Below are 16881 nucleotides of genomic sequence, written 5' to 3'. Positions count from 1 at the left end.
GGCTTACTTGAACTCGCTGGCCCAGTAGGCCTCGATCTGCTGCACCAGCTCCGGCGGCAGCGGCACGTAGTGCAGCTCGTCGGCCTGCGCCTGGCCCTGCTCGAAGGCCCACTTGAAGAAGGCCAGCGTGGCGGCGTTGCGCGCCGGGTCCTTGGCCTGCTTGCGCATGAGCATGAAGTTGGTGGCGGTGATTGGCCAGGACTTCTCGCCCGGAGCGTTGGTGATCACCAGGTTGAAGTCGCGGGCATTGGCCCAGTCGGCGCTGGCCGCGGCGGCGGCGAAGCTCTCGGCGCTGGGCTGCACCCACTGGCCGGCCGCGTTCTGCAGCGAGGCGTAGGGCATGCCGTTCTGCAGCGCGTAGGCCAGCTCGACGTAGCCGATGCCGCCCTTGATCTGCTTCACGTAGGCGGCCACGCCCTCGTTGCCCTTGCCGCCCACGCCGGTGGGCCATTGCAGCGAGGTGCCCTCGCCGACCTTCTGCTGCCACTCCGGGCTGACCTTGGCCAGGTAGTTGCTGAAGTTGAAGGTGGTGCCCGACCCGTCGGAGCGGTGCACCACGGTGATCTTCTCCGCCGGCAGCGCCACGCCGGGGTTGGCCGCGGCGATGGCCGGGTCGTTCCAGGTGGCGATCTTGCCCAGGAAGATGTCGGCCAGCAGCGCGCCGGTCAGGCGCAGCTGGCCCGGCTCGACGCCCTGCAGGTTGAACACCGGCACCACGCCGCCGATGGCGGAGGGGAACTGGCCCAGGCCGGCCTCGGCCAGCTCCTCGCTGGACAGCGGCTTGTCGGACGAGCCGAAGTCCACCGTCCCGGCCTTGATCTGGGCGATGCCGCCGCCCGAGCCGATGGACTGGTAGTTGATCTTGTTGCCGGTGGCGGCGTGGTAGTCGGCCGACCACTTCGACACCAGCGGGTAGATGAACGACGCGCCGGCGCCGGAAATCTCGGCCGCGACCGGCGTCTGCTGGCCGGCGGGCGCGGCGCCGGCCTGGGCCGGAGCCGCGGAGGCGGGGGCGCCGTCGCCGGAGGGCGAGCAGGCGGTGGCGGCCAGGGACAGGGCCAGGGACAGGGCGGCGAGGCGGACCGGGGCGGGAAGCATCGGGGATCTCACGACAGGAAGGAGCGCCGGCCGGGCCGGCGTGGACGTAATGAAATGATGTTTTTGTTACACCCGTATGACATTTCCCCGCGGCCCCGCTGGACGGTCCCGGGGGCCGTGGAAAGGAAAGGGCGCGGACCGTCCGGTCCGCGCCCCTGTGCCGGGCGGCGAGGGGAGAGAGGGGCTCGCCGCCCCTTGCTCAGTACTTCATGTTCTGGGCCCAGTACGCCTCGATCTGCTTGACCAGGGCGTCGGGCAGGGGGACGTAGTCCAGCTGGCGGGCCTGGGCGTCGCCGTTGGCGTAGACCCACTGGAAGAAGGCCTTGGCGTTGCGGGCGCCGGCGGCGTTCTTCGGCTTCTTGTGCATGAGGATGAAGTTGGTGGCGGTGATCGGCCAGGCGTTCTCGCCCGGGGCGTTGGTCATCACCAGGTAGAAGTCCTGGGCCTTGCCCCACTCGGCGCTGGCCGCGGCGGCGGCGAAGGTCTCGTCGCTGGGCTGCACGAAGCGGCCGGCGGCGTTCTTCAGCTGCACGTGGGAGAGCTTGTTCTGCAGCGCGTAGGACAGCTCGACGTAGCCGATGCCGCCCTTGATCTGCTTCACGTAGGCGGCCACGCCCTCGTTGCCCTTGCCGCCGATGCCGGTCGGCCACTGCACCGAGGTGCCCTCGCCCACCTTCTGCTTCCACTCGGGGCTGATCTTGGACAGGTAGTTGACGAAGTTGAAGGTGGTGCCCGAGCCGTCGGAACGGTGCACCACGGTGATCTTGGTGTCGGGCAGCGCCAGGCCGCGGTTGAGGGCGGCGATGGCCGGGTCGTTCCAGCGGGTGATCCTGCCCAGGAAGATGCCGGCCAGGGTGTGGCCGTCCAGCTTCAGCGCGCCCGGCGCGACGCCCTGCACGTTGACGATCGGAACCACGCCGCCGATCACCGACGGGAACTGCGCGAGGTTGTACTTGGCCAGCTCCTGCGGCGGCAGCGGCGCGTCGGACGAGCCGAAGTCGACGGTGCCGGCCTTGATCTGGGCGATGCCGCCGCCCGAGCCGATGGACTGGTAGTTGACCTGCTTGCCGGTGGCGGCCTTGTAGTCGGCCGACCACTTGGACATCACCGGGTAGACGAACGACGCGCCGGCACCGGTGACGTCGTTGGCGTGCGCCTGGGCGGCGAAGGACAGCGCGACCAGCGCGGCGGCGGCGCGGAACTTGGACATGGCGTTCAAGCGGGGCTCCTGTTGGGGCAGCAGAGGGGGCGCGGCGGGACCCGCGTCGGCCCGGCCATTGCACAGGCGATGCATGACAGCCAGATGTCGTAACCATGACGGGCGGATGACCGGCGGCGGCATCCTGCGCCGCGCCTTCCCGTCATGTGACAGGCGGCGTCATACGCCGGTCATGTTTCCGCCACATGCTGCGCGCGGAACCTGGCGGCGCGACCTTCCCCGCGCGCACCGGCCGGGGCACCCCCTCATCATCCGGAGAGCATCCATGCGTCATTCACCCCTGGCACTGGCCCTGGCGCTGGCCGCCGGCACGGCCGCCTTCGACGCCGCCGCCGCCGACAGCGCCGAGCTGGCCGAACTGAAGGCGCAGCTGGCCGCGCTGCAGGCCCGCGTGGCCGAACTGGAGGCGCGCACCGACGCGCAGTCGGACATCAACGTCGGCACCCAGCAGAGCATCGAGAACATCGCCACCACCACGCCCAAGGTGGAGACCAAGGGCGGCCTGAAGGTCACCTCGCCCGACAAGCAGTTCGAGGCCTCGCTCGGCGGCCGTATCCACTTCGACGCCTACGCCTTCGACCGCGACCAGGCCTCGGCCACCGGCACCAGCGAGTTCCGCCGCGCGCGCCTGACCCTGGCCGGCAAGGCGCTGGGCTGGGACTACAAGCTGGAGCAGGACTTCGCCGCCGGCACCAACCTCGAAGGCCTGCGCGACGCCTACATCGCCACCGGCCTGTGGGGCGGCAAGGTCACCATCGGCCACTTCAAGCCGTACCGCTCGATGGAGGAACTGACCAGTTCCAACGACCTGCTGATGATGGAGCGGCCCTTCGCCTCGGCCACCGGCCTGTTCAACGGCCGCCAGTTCCAGCAGGGCGTGGGCTACCAGCGCGCAGGCGAGAACTACACCGCCGGCTTCACCGTGTTCAACCTGCGCGGTGCCTCGGGCAGCCGCAACGAGGGCATGGGCGCGGCCGGCCGCGTCACCTGGGCGCCGATCAATACCGACAACGACACCCTGCACTTCGGCGGCTGGGCCAGCCGCGAGGACGCCAACCAGGGCTCGGCCGACCTCGTCGCCTCGGCCAGCTACGCCGGCCGCCGCGGCCCGTCGCAGGCCATCGCCACCACCACCGGCGCCAGCCGCAACACCGTCACCGCCTACGGCCTGGAAGCGGCCGGCGCGTTCGGTCCGCTGTTCTTCCAGGGCGAGTACGTCAACGCCGTGTTCGGCCAGCCCATCGGCGGCGACCAGGACGTGACCACCTGGTACCTGCAGGGCAGCTGGCTGATCAACGGCGGGCACAAGGCGTACAAGTCCGCCACCGGCGTGTTCGGCGCGCCCAAGGTCACCGACAGGGGCCTGTGGGAGCTGACCGCCCGCTACGACACCATCGAGAACCGGGACATCGACGACCGCCAGGCCACCAGCGTCATCCTCGGCGTCAACTACTACGTCAACCCCAACCTGCGCTTCATGTTCAACTACACCCGGGGCGACAACGAAGCCACCGGGGACGAGACCGGGCAGTACGCGGTCCGCACCCAGTTCAGCTGGTAAGCCGCCTGGCTTCCGGAAGAGCCCCGCCTGCGCGGGGCTCTTCCTTTTCATGCGGATGTCTCAATGCGCGGCCATCACGAACTGCGCCTGCACGCGCAGCCGGCCTTCGCTCTTGGCCGCGCTGAGCGTGGCCGGCGCCAGCCCGTGGTCCTGGCGCAACGCATCCAGGAACGCGAACAGTTGCCCCGGGCTGGCCGCATCGGCCTCGATGCCGAAGCCGCCGTCGTCGCGCTCGCGCGACACCGCCAGCCCGGCCTTCGCCGCCGCGGCCAGCACCGCCGCCCGCAGCGCCGCCGCGTCGCTTGGCCGCGCCGGCATGCGCTCTTCCAGCGCCGCGACTCCCGCCGCCTCCGATCGCACCCGCGCCAGCTCCGCCGCGGCCCGGTCGTGCCGGAGCCGCGCCGCCTCCGCCGCCCCGCGCAGCGGCAGGTGCAGCCCGTACCAGTAGGCGAAGGCCGCCAGCATCGCGGCCATCGCCCCCAGCATCCACCGTTCGCGCGGCGCGCGGGCGTCCCACCACGGGTGCATGCGCGCGAAAGTCCCTCTGCCCGTTGCGCTCATCGCAATGCCTCCACGCCCACCAGGCTGCGCATCCCGCCGTCCACCGGCCGGCTCTCCAGCGGCACCGGCGCCAGCCCCGCCGGGGCCAGGCGCTCGCGCAGCGTTTCCAGGTCCTGTTCGCCCGCGTGCAGCAGCCCGGCGCGCACGCCGGTGGCGGTGGCGAACTCGTAGCTGTCCAGCTGCGCGCCGGGCACGGCCGGCAGCGCCCCGAACAGCGCCGCCGAGTGCTGCGCCAGCACCGCGGGCGCGGCCAGCTCGGCGTGCAGTGCGTGCAGCGCGGCCGACGGGTCGGCGCTGGCGGCCAGCGCCGGGACCTGCTGCACCGCCAGCGCGTCGGCGCGCGCCTGCATCCAGTGCGCGCCCAGCGCATAGCGCAGCGCCAGGGCGCCATCGACCAGCACCGGCGAGCACAGCGCCAGCGCGGCCAGCACCGCCAGCCGCCGGCGCCGGCGCCGCGCGCGGGGGTCGCGGCGGGCGTGGCCGTACTGCAGCAGGTCCAGCGGCGGTTCGCCGGCCGCGGCGGCGGCGAAGCGCGCCTCCGCCTCGCCGGGTTCCAGCATCCGCAACGGGCGCGCCCCCGCGATCGCGCGTGCGAGCCCGGGCTCGGCGGTGAACGCCAGCCGAGGCCCGCGCACGGCCAGCATGTCCCCGGCCGGCGCGGCGAGCAGCGTGCCGTCGTCGGCCTCGGGCAGCAGCAGGCAGTCCGGCACCACCGCGTGCGGCGAGATGCCCAGTTGTGCGCAACGCTGCAGCCAGCCGCGCAGGGTGGCGTCCTCCACCGCGCCCAGCAGGCGCGGGCCGGCGGCCGCCGGCGCGATGGCCACGTGCAGTCCCTCGACCGCACCGGCGACGTGGTCCTCCAGTTGCAACCGCGCGGCGGCCAGCGCCTGCGCCGGATGGCGCGCGGGCAGCTCCAGCCACAGCAGCCGCACCGACTCGCCGGGCACGGCCACGACCTCGCGCACGGACTCGCCCGGAGGCGGCGGCGGTGCCTGCCCCGGAAGCAGCGGCTGCCGCGCGAGGATGCGCCCGGACGGGTCGATGCGCAGGCAGGTGGAAGGCTGCGCCGGGTCGCGCGCGAGCAGGGTCAAGCGGGTGGCGGAAGGCGGTTTCATCATTCGTCTCGGGTCCAGCGGCGGGCGGCCAAGCGTGCTTCGCGGCTGCCGTCCTGTTCCAGCAGCGCGCTGAGGACGACCTGCGCGCCGGCGTACTCGACCTCGGCGTCGAGCACGAACCAGTGGCTGCGCAGCGACACCTGGTCGTAGACCTCGTTGGGCACCGGCGCCTGCAGCAGCGCCGGGTCGGCCCAAAAGGCGGCCGCGTCGCGCCAGCCGCGGGCCGGGCGCGACTCCAGCACCCGGCGCGCCTGCGCCGGGGTCAGCGCACCCAAGGTGAGCATGCTCAGCACCGGCGCGCGCGCCGGGGCCAGCGCGTTGACGTTGACCGGCGACAGGTCCGGCCGCGGCAGCGCGCACACGTACGGACGCAGGCGCGCGTACACGGGCGGCGTGTAGCCCTGCACGGCGCGCAGCTCGCTGACTTCGGCCAGCAGCGTGCCGCCGGTGCGGTAGGGGGGCTGCAGCGCGGCGTAGCTGCCGTCCTCGGCGCCCAACGGCGCGCGGCGGTGGTCGCTGTCGATCCAGTCGGCCAGCGCGTCGGCGAGCGCCTGCGCCTGCGCCGCACTGAAATCCAGCGCCTGCAGCAGCGCCACGTACTGGCGCACGCCCAGCTCGCGCCGGCGCCACTGGCCCGCGGCGCCTTCCACCACGCTGTTGAGGTTGAAGCAGTCGCTGCCGTCGCGCAGCCGCGCGCGGACCAGGCCGTGCTCGACGGGAAACGCCAACGGCCGGCCATTCCAGGCGGCCACGGCCACGTCCTCGCGCGCCAGCGCCGCGACCTTGCGCCGCGCCAGCGCCTCGGCGCCCAAGGCGAGGCGCTGCGCCTGCGCCATTGCGTCGGCGTTGGCGGTGCGGCGCAGGCCGAAGCGGATGTCGTCCAGCATCGCCACCACCAGCACGCCCATGAGCGCGGCCATCAGCAGCACCGACAGCAGCGCGGTGCCGGACTGGCGGGCGGGACGGGGCGCGCTCACGGCGGGGCCTCCGGCAGCACGAACACCTGGCGCACCGGGCCGAAGTCGCGCAGGCGCAGGTCCAGACGCACCGCGCGCGGCAGCGCCTGCGCCCCGCCGATCCAGCCGTCGCTCCACTGCCCGTGCGAGTAGAAGCCGGCACGCACGTCCTCCACGCCGGTCAGCAGCACCTGCGGCGCGGCCGCGGCGGTGCCGTCCAGGGCCGGGCGCGCGCTGCGCTCCAGCCGGCCGTCGACCACGCGGTACTCCACGTACTGCAGCGAGGCGCGCGGTTCGGCGTCCGGGTTCTCGCGGCCGCGGCGCACGAAGCCCAGCAACGGCCGCGACAGGTCGCCCGGCGGCGCGGCGTCGAAGGCGTTGCGCGCGATACCGCCGTCCGGCAACCGCGTGCGCCGCACCGCGGCCTGCGACAGGTCGGCCTTGAGCAGCGCATGCGCCCGCTGCAGCTCGCCCAGCCGCTCCATGCGCGCGCGCAGCGCGGCCTGCTGGTCCCCGGCCCAGGCCAGGATGGCCACCGCCGCGGCCGCGAGCAGGGCGAACACCGCCAGCGCGACCAGCACTTCGACCAGGGTGAAGCCGCGCGCCTTCACCGGAACACCCACGCATCGGCGGCTTGGCCGCCGTCCTCGCCGACGACCACGATGTCCACCCGCAGCAGGCCGTCCGCGCCGGTTACGGTGGCCGTGCGCCGCCAGCGCCAGTCGCGCCCGCCCAGGTGCGCCACGCCGTCGGCCGGGGCGGCCAGCGTGGCGGCGTCGGCCAGCATGGCCTCGGCGGCCAGGTTGTCGGCGACGATGCCCGCCAGTATCCGCTGCTCCACATGCGCCGCGGTGCGCGCGCTCTCGCCGGCCAGGTTCAGCAGCCCGGCCACGACCAGCGCCAGCACCGCCAGCGCCACCAGCAGTTCGATCAGGGAGAAGCCCGGCGCGCGGGCGGGCCCTTCAGTGCGGGCGGCCATGCACGTCCACCTTGCCGGCAGGATCGACGGACACCTCCACCCGGGCCTGGCCGAGGGCCAGCGCCACCGCCTGCGGCTCGGCCGCGCCGGTGGGATCGAAGCGGAAGCCCAGCCGGTCCTGGCGCGCGGGCAGCAGCGCGCGCACGCCGTCCTGCCAGGCGCGGGCGGCGAACGGACCGTCCTCCAGCGGCACCCAGGCGCCGAAGTCGTGGCGCGCGAAGCGGTAGCCGGCCGCGTCCACCTGCACCTGCACCGTGCGCCCGCCGAGGATGGCTTCGTCGCGCGCGTGGCCCAGGCGCTGCGCGAAGCCGTCGGCCTGGCGGTGCAGGGTGGCGTCGTCGTCCGGCAGGGAGAGCAGCACCGCGGTGGCGGCCAGGCCGGCGATGGCCACGGCGACCAGCAGCTCCAGCAGGGTGAAGCCGCGCGCGCGCCTGCGCCGCGGCGCGGGGAGGTGGCGGCGTGGGCGCGCGCGCGCGGTCACTGCCAGTTGCCGATGTCCGCGTTCTCGCCTTCGCCGCCCTCGGCGCCGTCGGCACCGAAGGAATAGACGTCGAACGCGCCGCGCCGGCCCGGGATCCGGTACTGGTAGGGGTTGCCCCACGGATCGTCCGGCAGCCGGCGGATGTAGCCGCCCTTGCGGTAGCGCTCGGGCCGCGCCAGCCCGGCCGGCGCCTGCAGCAGCGCCTGCAGTCCCTGGTCGTTGCGCGGGTAGGCCAGGTTGTCCAGGCGGTAGGTCTCCAGCGCCTGCTCCAGCAGCGCCACGTCGGCGCGGGCCTTCTCGGCCATGGCGCGGTCCTGGCTGGGGAGCACGTTGATCATCACCACCGTGGCCAGCAGGCCGATGATGACGATGACCACCATCAGCTCGATCAGGGTGAAGCCGGCGGCGTCCGGATGCGGGCGGAAGCGGCGGGGCGGTCGCATGGGCGGTTCCTCGGTGCGGGGTCGGGGCGCGCTCAGCCGAGCGCGAGCGAGTTGAACTGGAGGATGGGCAGCAGGATGGAGAGCACGATCAGCGCGACCACGCCGCCAAGGGCGACGATGATGGCCGGCTCGAGCAGGCTCAGCGCGGCGGCCGAGACGGTGTCGATCTCGCGCTCCAAGTAGTCGGCGGCGCGTCCGAGCATCGGCGCCAGGCGGCCGCTGCCCTCGCCGCTGCCGGCCATGTACAGCAGGGTGGGCGGGAACACGCCGGCGCGGCGCATGGCGGACGACAGGCTGCTGCCCTCGTCGATTGCGGTGACCATGGTGGCGGTGGCCGCGCGCAGCACGCGGTTGCCCACGGTGCGCGCGGTGATGGACAGCCCCTCGAGCAGCGGCAACCCGCTCTCGAGCATGATGGCCAGCGTGCGCGCCATGCGCGCGGCATGCAGGTCGCGCAGCACCCGGCCCAGCAGCGGCAGGCGCAGCAGCAGGCCGTCGAAGCGCATGCGGAAGTCCTCGCGCCGCAGCAACCGGAGGAAGGCCACGCCCGCCACCGCCAGCAGCGCCAGCCCCAGCCAGCCCCACTGGGCGATCGCGTCGGACACGGCGATCACGGCGCGGGTGAGCCACGGCAGCGCGCGGCCCATCGAGTCGAACTGCTCCACCACCTTGGGCACCACGAAGCCCATCAGCGCCGCCACCACCAGCACCGCGGTGAACGCCAGCGCCGCCGGGTAGACCAGCGCGCCGGCCAGGCGCGCGCGGAGCTGCTGTTGCCGCTCCAGCAGCTCGGCCAGCCGTTCCAGGATCTGCGGCAGCGCGCCCGAGCTCTCGCCGGCGGCGACCATGGCCCGGTACAGCGGCGGGAAGGCGTTGCCCTGCTGCGCCATGGCGTCGGCCAGGCGGTAGCCCTCCAGCACCTGCGCGTGCGTGGCCATCACCACCCGGCGCACGCCGCGGCGGTCGCTCTGGCTGCCGATGGTGCGCAGCGCCTCTTCCAGCGGCGCGCTGGCGGCCAGCGTGGCCAGCTGGCGGGTCAGCAGCGCCAGGTCGCGCGCGGTGAAGCGGCCACCGGCGGCGCGCGCGGCGGCCTGACGCGCCGGCTCCAGGCGCACCGGCACCAGCTGCCGCTGTTCCAGCAGCGCGCGCGCCTCGCGCGCGCTGGCCGCGGCCACCGTGCCGGTGCGGGTGCGGCCGCGGCCGTCGAGCGCGGAATACTCAAACGCCGACATCGCCCGGGTTCTCCTGGCGGGTCACGCGCACGGCCTCCTCCGGCGTGGTGACGCCGGCGGCCACGCAGCGCCGCGCCGCGTCGGCCAGCCGCCCGCCGCCGGAGGCGAACGCGGCCTCGGCGATGGCGTCCTCGCCGGCGTCCTCGGCGACCAGGCGGCGGATGCGCTCGTCCACGACGATGAATTCGTGGATGCCGATGCGGCCGGCGTAGCCGGTGTGGTTGCAGCGCGGGCAGCCGACGGCCTCGTACACGGTGCCGCCGGCGCGCCCGCCGCCCAGCGCCGCGTCCAGGCGGTCGTCGCCGCGCGGCCGCCGGCAGTGCGGGCACAGCCGGCGCAGCAGGCGCTGGGCCATCACCAGGCGCAGGCTCGAGGCCAGCAGGAAGGGCTCGATGCCGATGTCGCGCAGGCGGGTGATGGCCCCGGCGGCATCGTTGGTGTGCACGGTGGACAGCACCAGGTGGCCGGTCAGGCTGGCCTGCACCGCGACCTGCGCGGTCTCGCCGTCGCGGATCTCGCCGACCATCACCACGTCGGGGTCCTGGCGCAGGATGGCGCGCAGGCCGGCGGCGAAGGTCATGCCCACGCGCGCGTTGACCTGGGTCTGGCCGACGCCCTCGATGGCGTACTCGACCGGGTCCTCGACGGTGAGGATGTTGCGCTCGCCGTCGTTGAGCGCGGCCAGCGCGGCGTAGAGCGTGGTCGTCTTGCCCGAGCCGGTGGGGCCGGTGACCATGACGATGCCGTTCGGCGTGCGCAGCGCGTCGCGCAGCGCGGCCAGCGCCGGCGGCTCCATGCCCAGCTGCTCCAGCGAAAGCGCGCCCTGATCCTTGTCCAGGATGCGCAGCACCACGCGCTCGCCGCCGCGGGTGGGCAGGGTCGAGACGCGCACGTCCAGCGCCTTGGCGCCCATGGCAAGCGACACGCGGCCGTCCTGCGGCACGCGCTTCTCGGCGATGTCCAGCCGGGCCATGACCTTGACCCGCGAGACCAGCAGCGGCGCCACCCGCGCCGGCAGGCTCACCGCCTCGCGCATCACCCCGTCCACGCGGAAGCGCACGCGCAGCGCCGATTCGAACGGCTCGATGTGCACGTCCGATGCGCCGATGCGCGCGGCCTCGGCGATCACGCCGTTGATCAGGCGGATGATGGGCGCGTCGCCCTGGCTCTCCAGCAGATCGGCGGTGCTGGGGATGTCCTCCACCAGCGAGTCCAGGTTGCCGTGCAGGTCCAGCGCCTCCACTCCGGGAGCGTTGCCGAGCGCGGCGTCGGCGTAGATCTCCGAGAGTCGGCGGTCGAACTCGGCGCGCTCCAGCACATCCACCTGCAGGGGCACGCCGAGCACGCGCCGCACCTCGGCCAGCGCCTGCGGGTCGCTGCCCTCGCGCAGCGCGACGTGGCCGCCGGCGCCGAGCAGCAGCACGCCGTGGCGCTTGGCGAAGGCGTAGGCCAGGGCAGGCGCGGCCGTGCTCATCGCGGCGAACCGCCGTCCGTGGCCGCGCCTGGCTGCACCGGCGCCTTGGCGGGGGCGGGGGCGGGGGCGGGGGCGGGGGCCGCGACCGGCGCGACCGGCGGGTTGGCGCGCAGGTAGTCGCGCACCACCGCGTCGAGCTCGGCCAGCGCGGTGGGGTCCCCGCGCAGCTGCTGCTCGCGCAGGTAGCCGTAGCGGGCCGCGGTGTGGCGCTGCGCGTCGGCGGCGTCGCGGACGATGGTCGGGCGCAGGAACACCATCAGGTTGGTCTTGCTGCGGCTGCGCGACCTGCTGCGGAACAGCGCGCCCAGCGCCGGAATGTCGCCGAGCACCGGGATCTTCTCGGTGCGCGCCTCGTCGCTCTGGTCCAGCAGGCCGCCCAGGGCGACGATGGCGCCGTCGTCGACCACCACGTTGGTCTCCACCTCGCGCTTGTTGAGCACCAGCTCGTCGCTGGTGGTGCTGACGGTGCCGTTGACCGAGGACACCTCCTGCTTGATCGACAGGGTGATGCCGCCGCCGCTGTTGATCTGCGGCCGCACCGTGAGCTGGATGCCCACGTCCTGGCGGTCGATGGTGCGGAACGGGTTGTCGTTGTTGGTGCTCAGCACCTCGCCGGTGGTGACCGGGACCTCCTGGCCGACCATGATCCGCGCCTCCTCGTTGTCGAGGGTGAGGATCGAGGGCGTGGACAGCAGGCTGGAGCCGGTGTCGCTCTTGACCGCGTTGATGATCAGGCCGAACAGGCGGTCGTCGCTGCGGTCGGCCAGGCCGACCAGGCCGCCGCTCAGGCCGAGCAGCGCCTGCGCCGCGGCGCGGCGGGCCAGATCGGCCGCCTCGCTCTCCGAATCGCCGGCGAGCGCGCCGCCGGCCAGCGCGGCCATGCCCGGCCCTGCATTGGAGAACTGGGTCAGGCCGATGGGCACGCGTCCGTCGCGGCCGGCCAGCAGCAGCTGCGCGCCGAGCTTGCGCGCGGCCTCGTCGGAGATCTCCACCACCAGCGCCTCGACCAGCACCTGCTCGCGGCGCACGTCCAGCTGGCGGATCACGTCCAGCAGCACGCGCTGGGTGTCCGGGTCCGCGTGCACGATCAGCGAATTGGCGCCGGGGTAGCGCACGATCACCGGGCGCTTGCCGCTGGCCGGGGCGATGATCTGGGTGCTGGCCGCGTCGGTGGCGGCCCCGGCCGGGGCCGACGGGATGCGCGCCGCGTCGGCGCCGGACGCGGCGGCCACCGGGTCCGGGGCCTGGCCGATCAGCTGCTGCAGCACCGGCAGCAGCTGTTCGGCGCTGGCGTGCTGCAGACGGACCACGGCCACGTCGCCGCTGCGCTCGGCGCGGGCGTCCAGTTCCATCGCCAGTTGCGCGGCGCGCTGCACCAGCGCCGGGTTGCCGCGCAGCAGCAGCGAGTTGCTGCTCTCCACCGGCACCACGGACAGCGGCGCGGCCGCGCTGCGGTCGGTGGTGCCGCCGTAGAGCCCGGCCAGGGTGGCGGCCAGCTCGCGCGCCGAGGTGTTGCGCAGGGCGACGGTGTCGATGCTGGCGCTGTCGCGGTCGATGCGCTCGACCAGGCCGAAGATGCGCTGCAGGTTGTCCGCGTAGTCGGCCACCAGCAACTGGTTGCCCTGCGGCAGCGCGACCACCACGCCGCCCCGGCCGACCAGCGGCTTGAGCGTCTCGGCCGCGGCGCGTGCGTCGATGCGCTGCAGCGGGAACACGCGCGTGGCGAAGCCCAGCGGCGTACCGGGCTGCTGCGCGGCGGTGTCGTCCGGCACCACGCGGTAGGTGGCCGGGCCCGCGGGCACGGCGATCAGCCCGTTGCCGCGCAGCACCGCCAGCAGCACGCCCATCAGGTCCTCGTTGGACATGGCGTCGCCGCGGGTGACGGTGACCGTGCCCTGCACGCGCGGATCGACGATGAAGGTGGTGCCGGTGGCGCGCGCCACGTCCTGGATGAACGCGGACAGCTCCACGTTCTGCATGCGCAGCGCCGGCGCGGACGCGGCCTGGGCCTGCGCCGGCGGCACCGGGAAGACGAGTGCGCCCGCGGCGATCAGCAGCAGGGCGGCGGGGCGTGGGGTCATGGGGAGCCGGTTCCGAGGGTGACGGTCCGCACCTGGCCATCGCGTCGGTAGGCGATGACGGCGCGCGGGTTGGACTTGAGCTGTTCGGCCACTTCCGGCAGGTGCTCCGGATCGAGCGCCTGGCCGTTGACGCTGAGCAGCACGTCGCCGGGCTGCAGGCCGGCGGCGCGCAGCAGCGCGGCGTCGCCGCGGGGCATCAGCGTGTAGCCGGCCACGCGGCCGGCCTCCTGGTAGGTGCGCAGCCCGGCCTCGGCGAGCAGGCGCGCGGGGTCGACGTCGCGCGTCTCCTGCTCGGGCGCGGCCGCGGTGGCCGGCGCAGGAGCGGGCAGGGCGGCCGGCGCAGGCGCAGGCGCGGAAGCGGGCAGGGCGGCCGGTGCAGGCCCGCCGCCCGGGCCGGCGCCCTGGACCGCCGGCAGCTCCAGCCGGCGACGCACGCCGGCATCGAGCAGCACGGCGTGGTCGGCGGCCACCGCCTCCAGCACCACGCCCGGGGCGAGCGCGTCGCCGACGCGGTAGGCCTGCTGCGGGCCGCCGTCGCGGGCGAGGATGGCCGAGCCGCCGTCGGCCGCCACGCGCAGGCCGAACAGCCGCCAGCTGCCGGCCTCGCCGGCCGCCTCCGGTGCGTTGCCGAAGAACGGATCCAGGCCGGCCAGCGCCGGCGCCTCGGCCGCCACCGCCACCGGCGCCGCCCCGGCCGACGCCGGCGCCGGCGCGAACGCCAGCCAAAGCAGCCGTGCCAGCTGCAGCAGCAGCACGAGCACGAGCGCGGCCTCGGCCAGCGCCGGCCAGTGCCGCAGGAGCGAGTTCGGGAGCGGTCGTGGCACGTCGATAGGTGCGCGGGGCCGGAAAGCCCCGGTTCGATGACAGGATGAGTCAGAAATGTGACGTGCCGGTTTCAGTCCGCGCGCGCGATGCACGGAACTGAAACAAAGCGGCCCGGCGCGGGGCCGGGCCGTCGGGACGCACGTGGCACCCGCGTCAGAAGTCCACCGACAGGCTCACGCTGTAGCTGACGCCCGGCTCGTAGGTGTACACGTCCACGCGCCGGCCGCCGCGCTCCTGGTACTCCTCGTGGTCGGTCTCCAGCAGGTTGCGCGCGGTGAACGCCAGCGTGCCGCGGCGGTCCCACAGGTCGAAGCCCTTGCGCACCACCAGGTCCAGCGTGGTGCCCGGCTTCTCCATGTAGTCCGGCTGGCCGGGACGGCCGCGCGCCAGGATGCGCTCGCTGACGTGGTTGGCCACCAGGGTCGCCTGGAAGCCCGAGCTGGCGCTCTCGATGCCCAGCTGCAGGTTGGCGATGTGCTCGGACTGGCCCTGCAGCTGGCTGCCGTCGCGGACGAACAGGCGTGCCGGGATGGGCGTGGCGTAGCCGTAGGGATGCACGGTGTCGCCTTCGCCGGCCTCGACCTCCGAGTCCGACCAGGTGTAGTTGCCGGCCACGTACAGGCGGTTGTCCCCCCACCAGGCCGCCTGGATCGGCAGGTCGAAGTACTTCTTGGCGTCGAACTCGAAGCCCTGCACGGTGGCCGAGGGCGCGTTGACGAAGCTCTGGAACACCACGCCGCCGGCCTCGTTCACGTTGGCCTCGATCGGCCGTTCGATCTCCTTGTGGAACAGGCCGGCGGTCAGGTACTCGCCGGCGCCGAAGAACCACTCGTAGCGCAGGTCGAAGTTGCGCAGCTTGCTGTCGACCAGGTTCGGGTTGCCGTAGAACAGGCGGTCGTTGTCCGGGTCGTTGTACTGCTGCGGCGCCATCTCGCGGAACTGCGGACGGGCGATGGTTTCCGAGACGCCGAAGCGCAGCTGCTGGTTGTCGGCGAAGTTCCAGGTCACCGTGGCCGCAGGGAGCAGGTAGTCCTCCTCCAGCGGCGCCGGCGACTCGATGCGCTGGCCGGTGAAGATGTCGTACGGATGCACGGCCTGGGTGGCGTCCTCGTAGCGGACGCCGAGGCTGGCGCGCACCATCGGCACCACCTCGCCCTCCAGCTGCAGGTACGCGGCGCGCACCTTGAGCGTGGCGTCGTAGGCGGCCGCGCCGGTGTTGCCGGTGGTCTCGCGCAGGCGCAGCAGGTCCTGGCTCAGGTTGTAGTCCGAGAACAGGTAGTCGATGCGCTGGTAGCGGTTGTAGAAGGGCAGGGCGCCGTCCAGGGCCAGGAAACGGAACTCGCGCTGCCAGGCGCTGCGGTCGTTGTCCGAGTAGGACGCGCCGCCCGAGAGGACGAACTCGCGCTCGGTCGGCAGGCGCCAGCCCACGTCCACGCCGCCGCTGGCCACCTCGTCCTCCACCTCGCCGAAGCGGATGTAGTTCTGCACGCGCGAGGCGTCGTGGCTCCAGTAGCCCTCCACGTTCTCGTAGCTGATGCCGGTCTCGTACGGCGACTCGCGGTTGGCGCGGGAAACGGCGCCGCGCCATTCGACGGTCAGGTCGTCGTACTCGCCGAAGCGGTGGGTGCCGCTGACCTGGTTGTTGACCAGCGTGCGCTCGAACCACTCGGTGTAGTCGTCGCGGACCTCGAAGCCGGCCAGGTTGTCCTCGCCGGCGCGGCTGCGCGCCTGCTTGACGGTGTCGTGCACGTACAGCGAGGTGAAGGTCACTTCGTGGCTCTCGCCCTTCAGGCCGGCGCCGAACATGGCGTTGACGCGGGCGTTGTTGCGGGTGGAGGCGAAGTCGTAGCTGCTGTTGAACTCCACCTCGTCGTCGGTGAAGTATCCGTCCTGCTGGCGTCCGGTGCGGGTGCGCCACTCGTTGCTGAAGTTGGCCACGGCCACGAAGCCCAGGTCCACGCCGTCCTGGACCTCCATCGAGTTGCCGGCGCTGCCGCCGAAGCTGAAGTCCGGGTCGATGCTGTCCTTCTGCTGCAGCAGGTACAGGTTGGGGTCGTTGATGCTGCGGCCGATGGTGCGGATGTCCGCGCGGTCGAAGTCCGCGCCCAGGTCCACGCGCCGGCCGGTGGCCAGCGCCTGCCTGAGCTCGGGCGACATCTTGCGGGTGCCGTCGTCGTAGCCCCACCAGTCGTCGTCGCCGCCGTAATAGGTCAGGCCCTTTTCGCCGGTGGTGACGCTGTTGCCGCCGGTGCCGATGGACAGCTTGAGGAAGCCCTCCTCGGGCACGGTCAGGCCGCGCAGGTCGATCACGCCGCCGCCGAACTCGCCGGGGTAGCGCGCCGAGTAGGTCTTCTGCACGGTCACGCCCTCCAGCACCTCGCTGGGGAACAGGTCCAGCGGCACCACGCGCTGCAGCGGCTCGGGGCTGGGCAGCGGCGAGCCGTTGAACAGGGCCGAGGAGTAGCGCTCGCCGAGGCCGCGGACGTAGACGAACTTCTCGCCGACCACGCTCAGCCCGCTGACGCGGGTCAGCGCCTGGGCGGCGTCGCTGTCGCCGGTGCGCTGCAGGTCCTCGCGGGTCACGAAGGTGGCCACTTCGGTGGTGTGCTGCATCGGCTCGGGGATGTGCTCCCCGCGTACCTGGACGGAATCGAGCTGGACCGCGGCGGCCACGGCCGCGGTGGCGGCGTCGGCGGACTGCTCGGCCCAGGCGGGCGTCGCCAGCGCGGCGGCGACGGCCAGGCACAGGCTGGAGCGGGGCGGTCCGATGCGGGGTAGTTTGGACATCATGGAGGATAGCCTTGGCTGCGGAGGGCAGGCGGAAGGGAAACGTCGTGCGGCGCGGCGGCGAAGGAC

15 protein-coding genes are annotated in these 16881 nt (G+C 73.5%); 1 reads left to right on the top strand and 14 read right to left on the bottom strand.

Features of this window, described 5'->3' with window-relative positions:
- Positions 1–3: 3 nt before the first annotated feature.
- Together pstS (EIM48_RS00535) and pstS (EIM48_RS00530) are read right to left on the bottom strand one after the other, a co-directional pair.
- Positions 4–1098 carry a phosphate ABC transporter substrate-binding protein PstS gene (gene pstS, locus EIM48_RS00535; RefSeq protein ID WP_125076573.1) on the bottom strand — a complete coding sequence of 365 codons (1095 nt, stop codon included), beginning with the start codon at positions 1096–1098 and terminating at the stop codon, positions 4–6.
- Positions 1099–1297: 199 nt separating this feature from the next.
- The gene (pstS, locus tag EIM48_RS00530; RefSeq protein WP_125111219.1) at positions 1298–2308 is read right to left on the bottom strand and encodes a phosphate ABC transporter substrate-binding protein PstS; all 1011 of its coding nucleotides are present in this window, start codon (positions 2306–2308) and stop codon (positions 1298–1300) included.
- 274 nt (positions 2309–2582) lie between these two features.
- On the opposite strand from pstS (EIM48_RS00530), the gene EIM48_RS00525 reads away from it, so the two are divergent.
- On the top strand, positions 2583–3878 hold the full coding sequence (locus tag EIM48_RS00525) for a porin (RefSeq protein WP_125110875.1): 1296 nt from the start codon (positions 2583–2585) through the stop codon (positions 3876–3878).
- Between the two features lie 60 nt (positions 3879–3938).
- Here EIM48_RS00525 and gspM read toward each other — a convergent pair whose 3' ends face one another.
- From gspM to EIM48_RS00465, 12 genes are all read right to left on the bottom strand, one after another.
- The gene (gene gspM, locus EIM48_RS00520; protein WP_158675189.1) at positions 3939–4406 is read right to left on the bottom strand and encodes a type II secretion system protein GspM; all 468 of its coding nucleotides are present in this window, start codon (positions 4404–4406) and stop codon (positions 3939–3941) included.
- A gap of 29 nt (positions 4407–4435) precedes the next feature.
- Positions 4436–5554, bottom strand: a complete 1119-nt coding sequence (gene gspL / locus EIM48_RS00515) for a type II secretion system protein GspL (RefSeq protein ID WP_158675188.1) — start codon at positions 5552–5554, stop codon at positions 4436–4438.
- A complete protein-coding gene (gspK, locus tag EIM48_RS00510) occupies positions 5554–6531 on the bottom strand; it encodes a type II secretion system minor pseudopilin GspK (protein WP_158675187.1) in 978 nt (325 codons plus the stop codon). The genes gspL and gspK overlap by 1 nt, the downstream gene beginning before the upstream one ends.
- A complete protein-coding gene (gspJ, locus tag EIM48_RS00505) occupies positions 6528–7133 on the bottom strand; it encodes a type II secretion system minor pseudopilin GspJ (protein WP_125076577.1) in 606 nt (201 codons plus the stop codon). The genes gspK and gspJ overlap by 4 nt, the downstream gene beginning before the upstream one ends.
- Positions 7118–7489, bottom strand: a complete 372-nt coding sequence (gene gspI, locus EIM48_RS00500) for a type II secretion system minor pseudopilin GspI (protein ID WP_125110872.1) — start codon at positions 7487–7489, stop codon at positions 7118–7120. The genes gspJ and gspI overlap by 16 nt, the downstream gene beginning before the upstream one ends.
- Entirely contained in the window at positions 7473–7970 is a 498-nt protein-coding gene (locus EIM48_RS00495) for a GspH/FimT family pseudopilin (RefSeq protein WP_125076579.1), read from the bottom strand. Before EIM48_RS00495 ends, gspI begins: the two co-directional genes overlap by 17 nt.
- Positions 7967–8413, bottom strand: coding sequence for a type II secretion system major pseudopilin GspG (gspG, locus tag EIM48_RS00490; RefSeq protein WP_125110871.1), 447 nt, complete (start codon positions 8411–8413; stop codon positions 7967–7969). Before gspG ends, EIM48_RS00495 begins: the two co-directional genes overlap by 4 nt.
- Before the next feature lie 32 nt (positions 8414–8445).
- Positions 8446–9645 (bottom strand): type II secretion system inner membrane protein GspF, encoded by a 1200-nt coding sequence (gene gspF, locus EIM48_RS00485; protein ID WP_125076581.1) that lies wholly within the window; start codon positions 9643–9645, stop codon positions 8446–8448.
- Positions 9632–11119, bottom strand: coding sequence for a type II secretion system ATPase GspE (gene gspE, locus EIM48_RS00480; RefSeq protein ID WP_125110870.1), 1488 nt, complete (start codon positions 11117–11119; stop codon positions 9632–9634). Before gspE ends, gspF begins: the two co-directional genes overlap by 14 nt.
- Positions 11116–13200 (bottom strand): type II secretion system secretin GspD, encoded by a 2085-nt coding sequence (gene gspD / locus EIM48_RS00475; RefSeq protein WP_125110869.1) that lies wholly within the window; start codon positions 13198–13200, stop codon positions 11116–11118. Before gspD ends, gspE begins: the two co-directional genes overlap by 4 nt.
- On the bottom strand, positions 13197–14024 hold the full coding sequence (locus EIM48_RS00470) for a type II secretion system protein N (RefSeq protein WP_158675186.1): 828 nt from the start codon (positions 14022–14024) through the stop codon (positions 13197–13199). Before EIM48_RS00470 ends, gspD begins: the two co-directional genes overlap by 4 nt.
- 154 nt (positions 14025–14178) lie before the next feature.
- Positions 14179–16812, bottom strand: a complete 2634-nt coding sequence (locus EIM48_RS00465) for a TonB-dependent receptor (RefSeq protein ID WP_125110868.1) — start codon at positions 16810–16812, stop codon at positions 14179–14181.
- Positions 16813–16881: the final 69 nt, after the last annotated feature.

It is taken from the genome of Pseudoxanthomonas sp. SGNA-20 (assembly GCF_003931635.1).
Classification (GTDB): domain Bacteria; phylum Pseudomonadota; class Gammaproteobacteria; order Xanthomonadales; family Xanthomonadaceae; genus Pseudoxanthomonas.
This window is presented reverse-complemented; position numbering and strand designations above follow the sequence as displayed.

What these genes read in the sequence shown, in the direction of transcription:
- gspE (WP_125110870.1), bottom strand. Translation starts at nt 11,119, where the DNA reads ATGAGCACGGCCGCGCCTGCCCTGGCCTACGCCTTCGCCAAGCGCCAC.
- gspD (WP_125110869.1), bottom strand. Translation starts at nt 13,200, where the DNA reads ATGACCCCACGCCCCGCCGCCCTGCTGCTGATCGCCGCGGGCGCACTC.
- pstS (WP_125076573.1), bottom strand. Translation starts at nt 1,098, where the DNA reads ATGCTTCCCGCCCCGGTCCGCCTCGCCGCCCTGTCCCTGGCCCTGTCC.
- EIM48_RS00465 (WP_125110868.1), bottom strand. Translation starts at nt 16,812, where the DNA reads ATGTCCAAACTACCCCGCATCGGACCGCCCCGCTCCAGCCTGTGCCTG.
- gspF (WP_125076581.1), bottom strand. Translation starts at nt 9,645, where the DNA reads ATGTCGGCGTTTGAGTATTCCGCGCTCGACGGCCGCGGCCGCACCCGC.
- gspM (WP_158675189.1), bottom strand. Translation starts at nt 4,406, where the DNA reads ATGCACCCGTGGTGGGACGCCCGCGCGCCGCGCGAACGGTGGATGCTG.
- gspI (WP_125110872.1), bottom strand. Translation starts at nt 7,489, where the DNA reads ATGGCCGCCCGCACTGAAGGGCCCGCCCGCGCGCCGGGCTTCTCCCTG.
- EIM48_RS00525 (WP_125110875.1), top strand. Translation starts at nt 2,583, where the DNA reads ATGCGTCATTCACCCCTGGCACTGGCCCTGGCGCTGGCCGCCGGCACG.
- gspL (WP_158675188.1), bottom strand. Translation starts at nt 5,554, where the DNA reads ATGAAACCGCCTTCCGCCACCCGCTTGACCCTGCTCGCGCGCGACCCG.
- gspG (WP_125110871.1), bottom strand. Translation starts at nt 8,413, where the DNA reads ATGCGACCGCCCCGCCGCTTCCGCCCGCATCCGGACGCCGCCGGCTTC.
- pstS (WP_125111219.1), bottom strand. Translation starts at nt 2,308, where the DNA reads ATGTCCAAGTTCCGCGCCGCCGCCGCGCTGGTCGCGCTGTCCTTCGCC.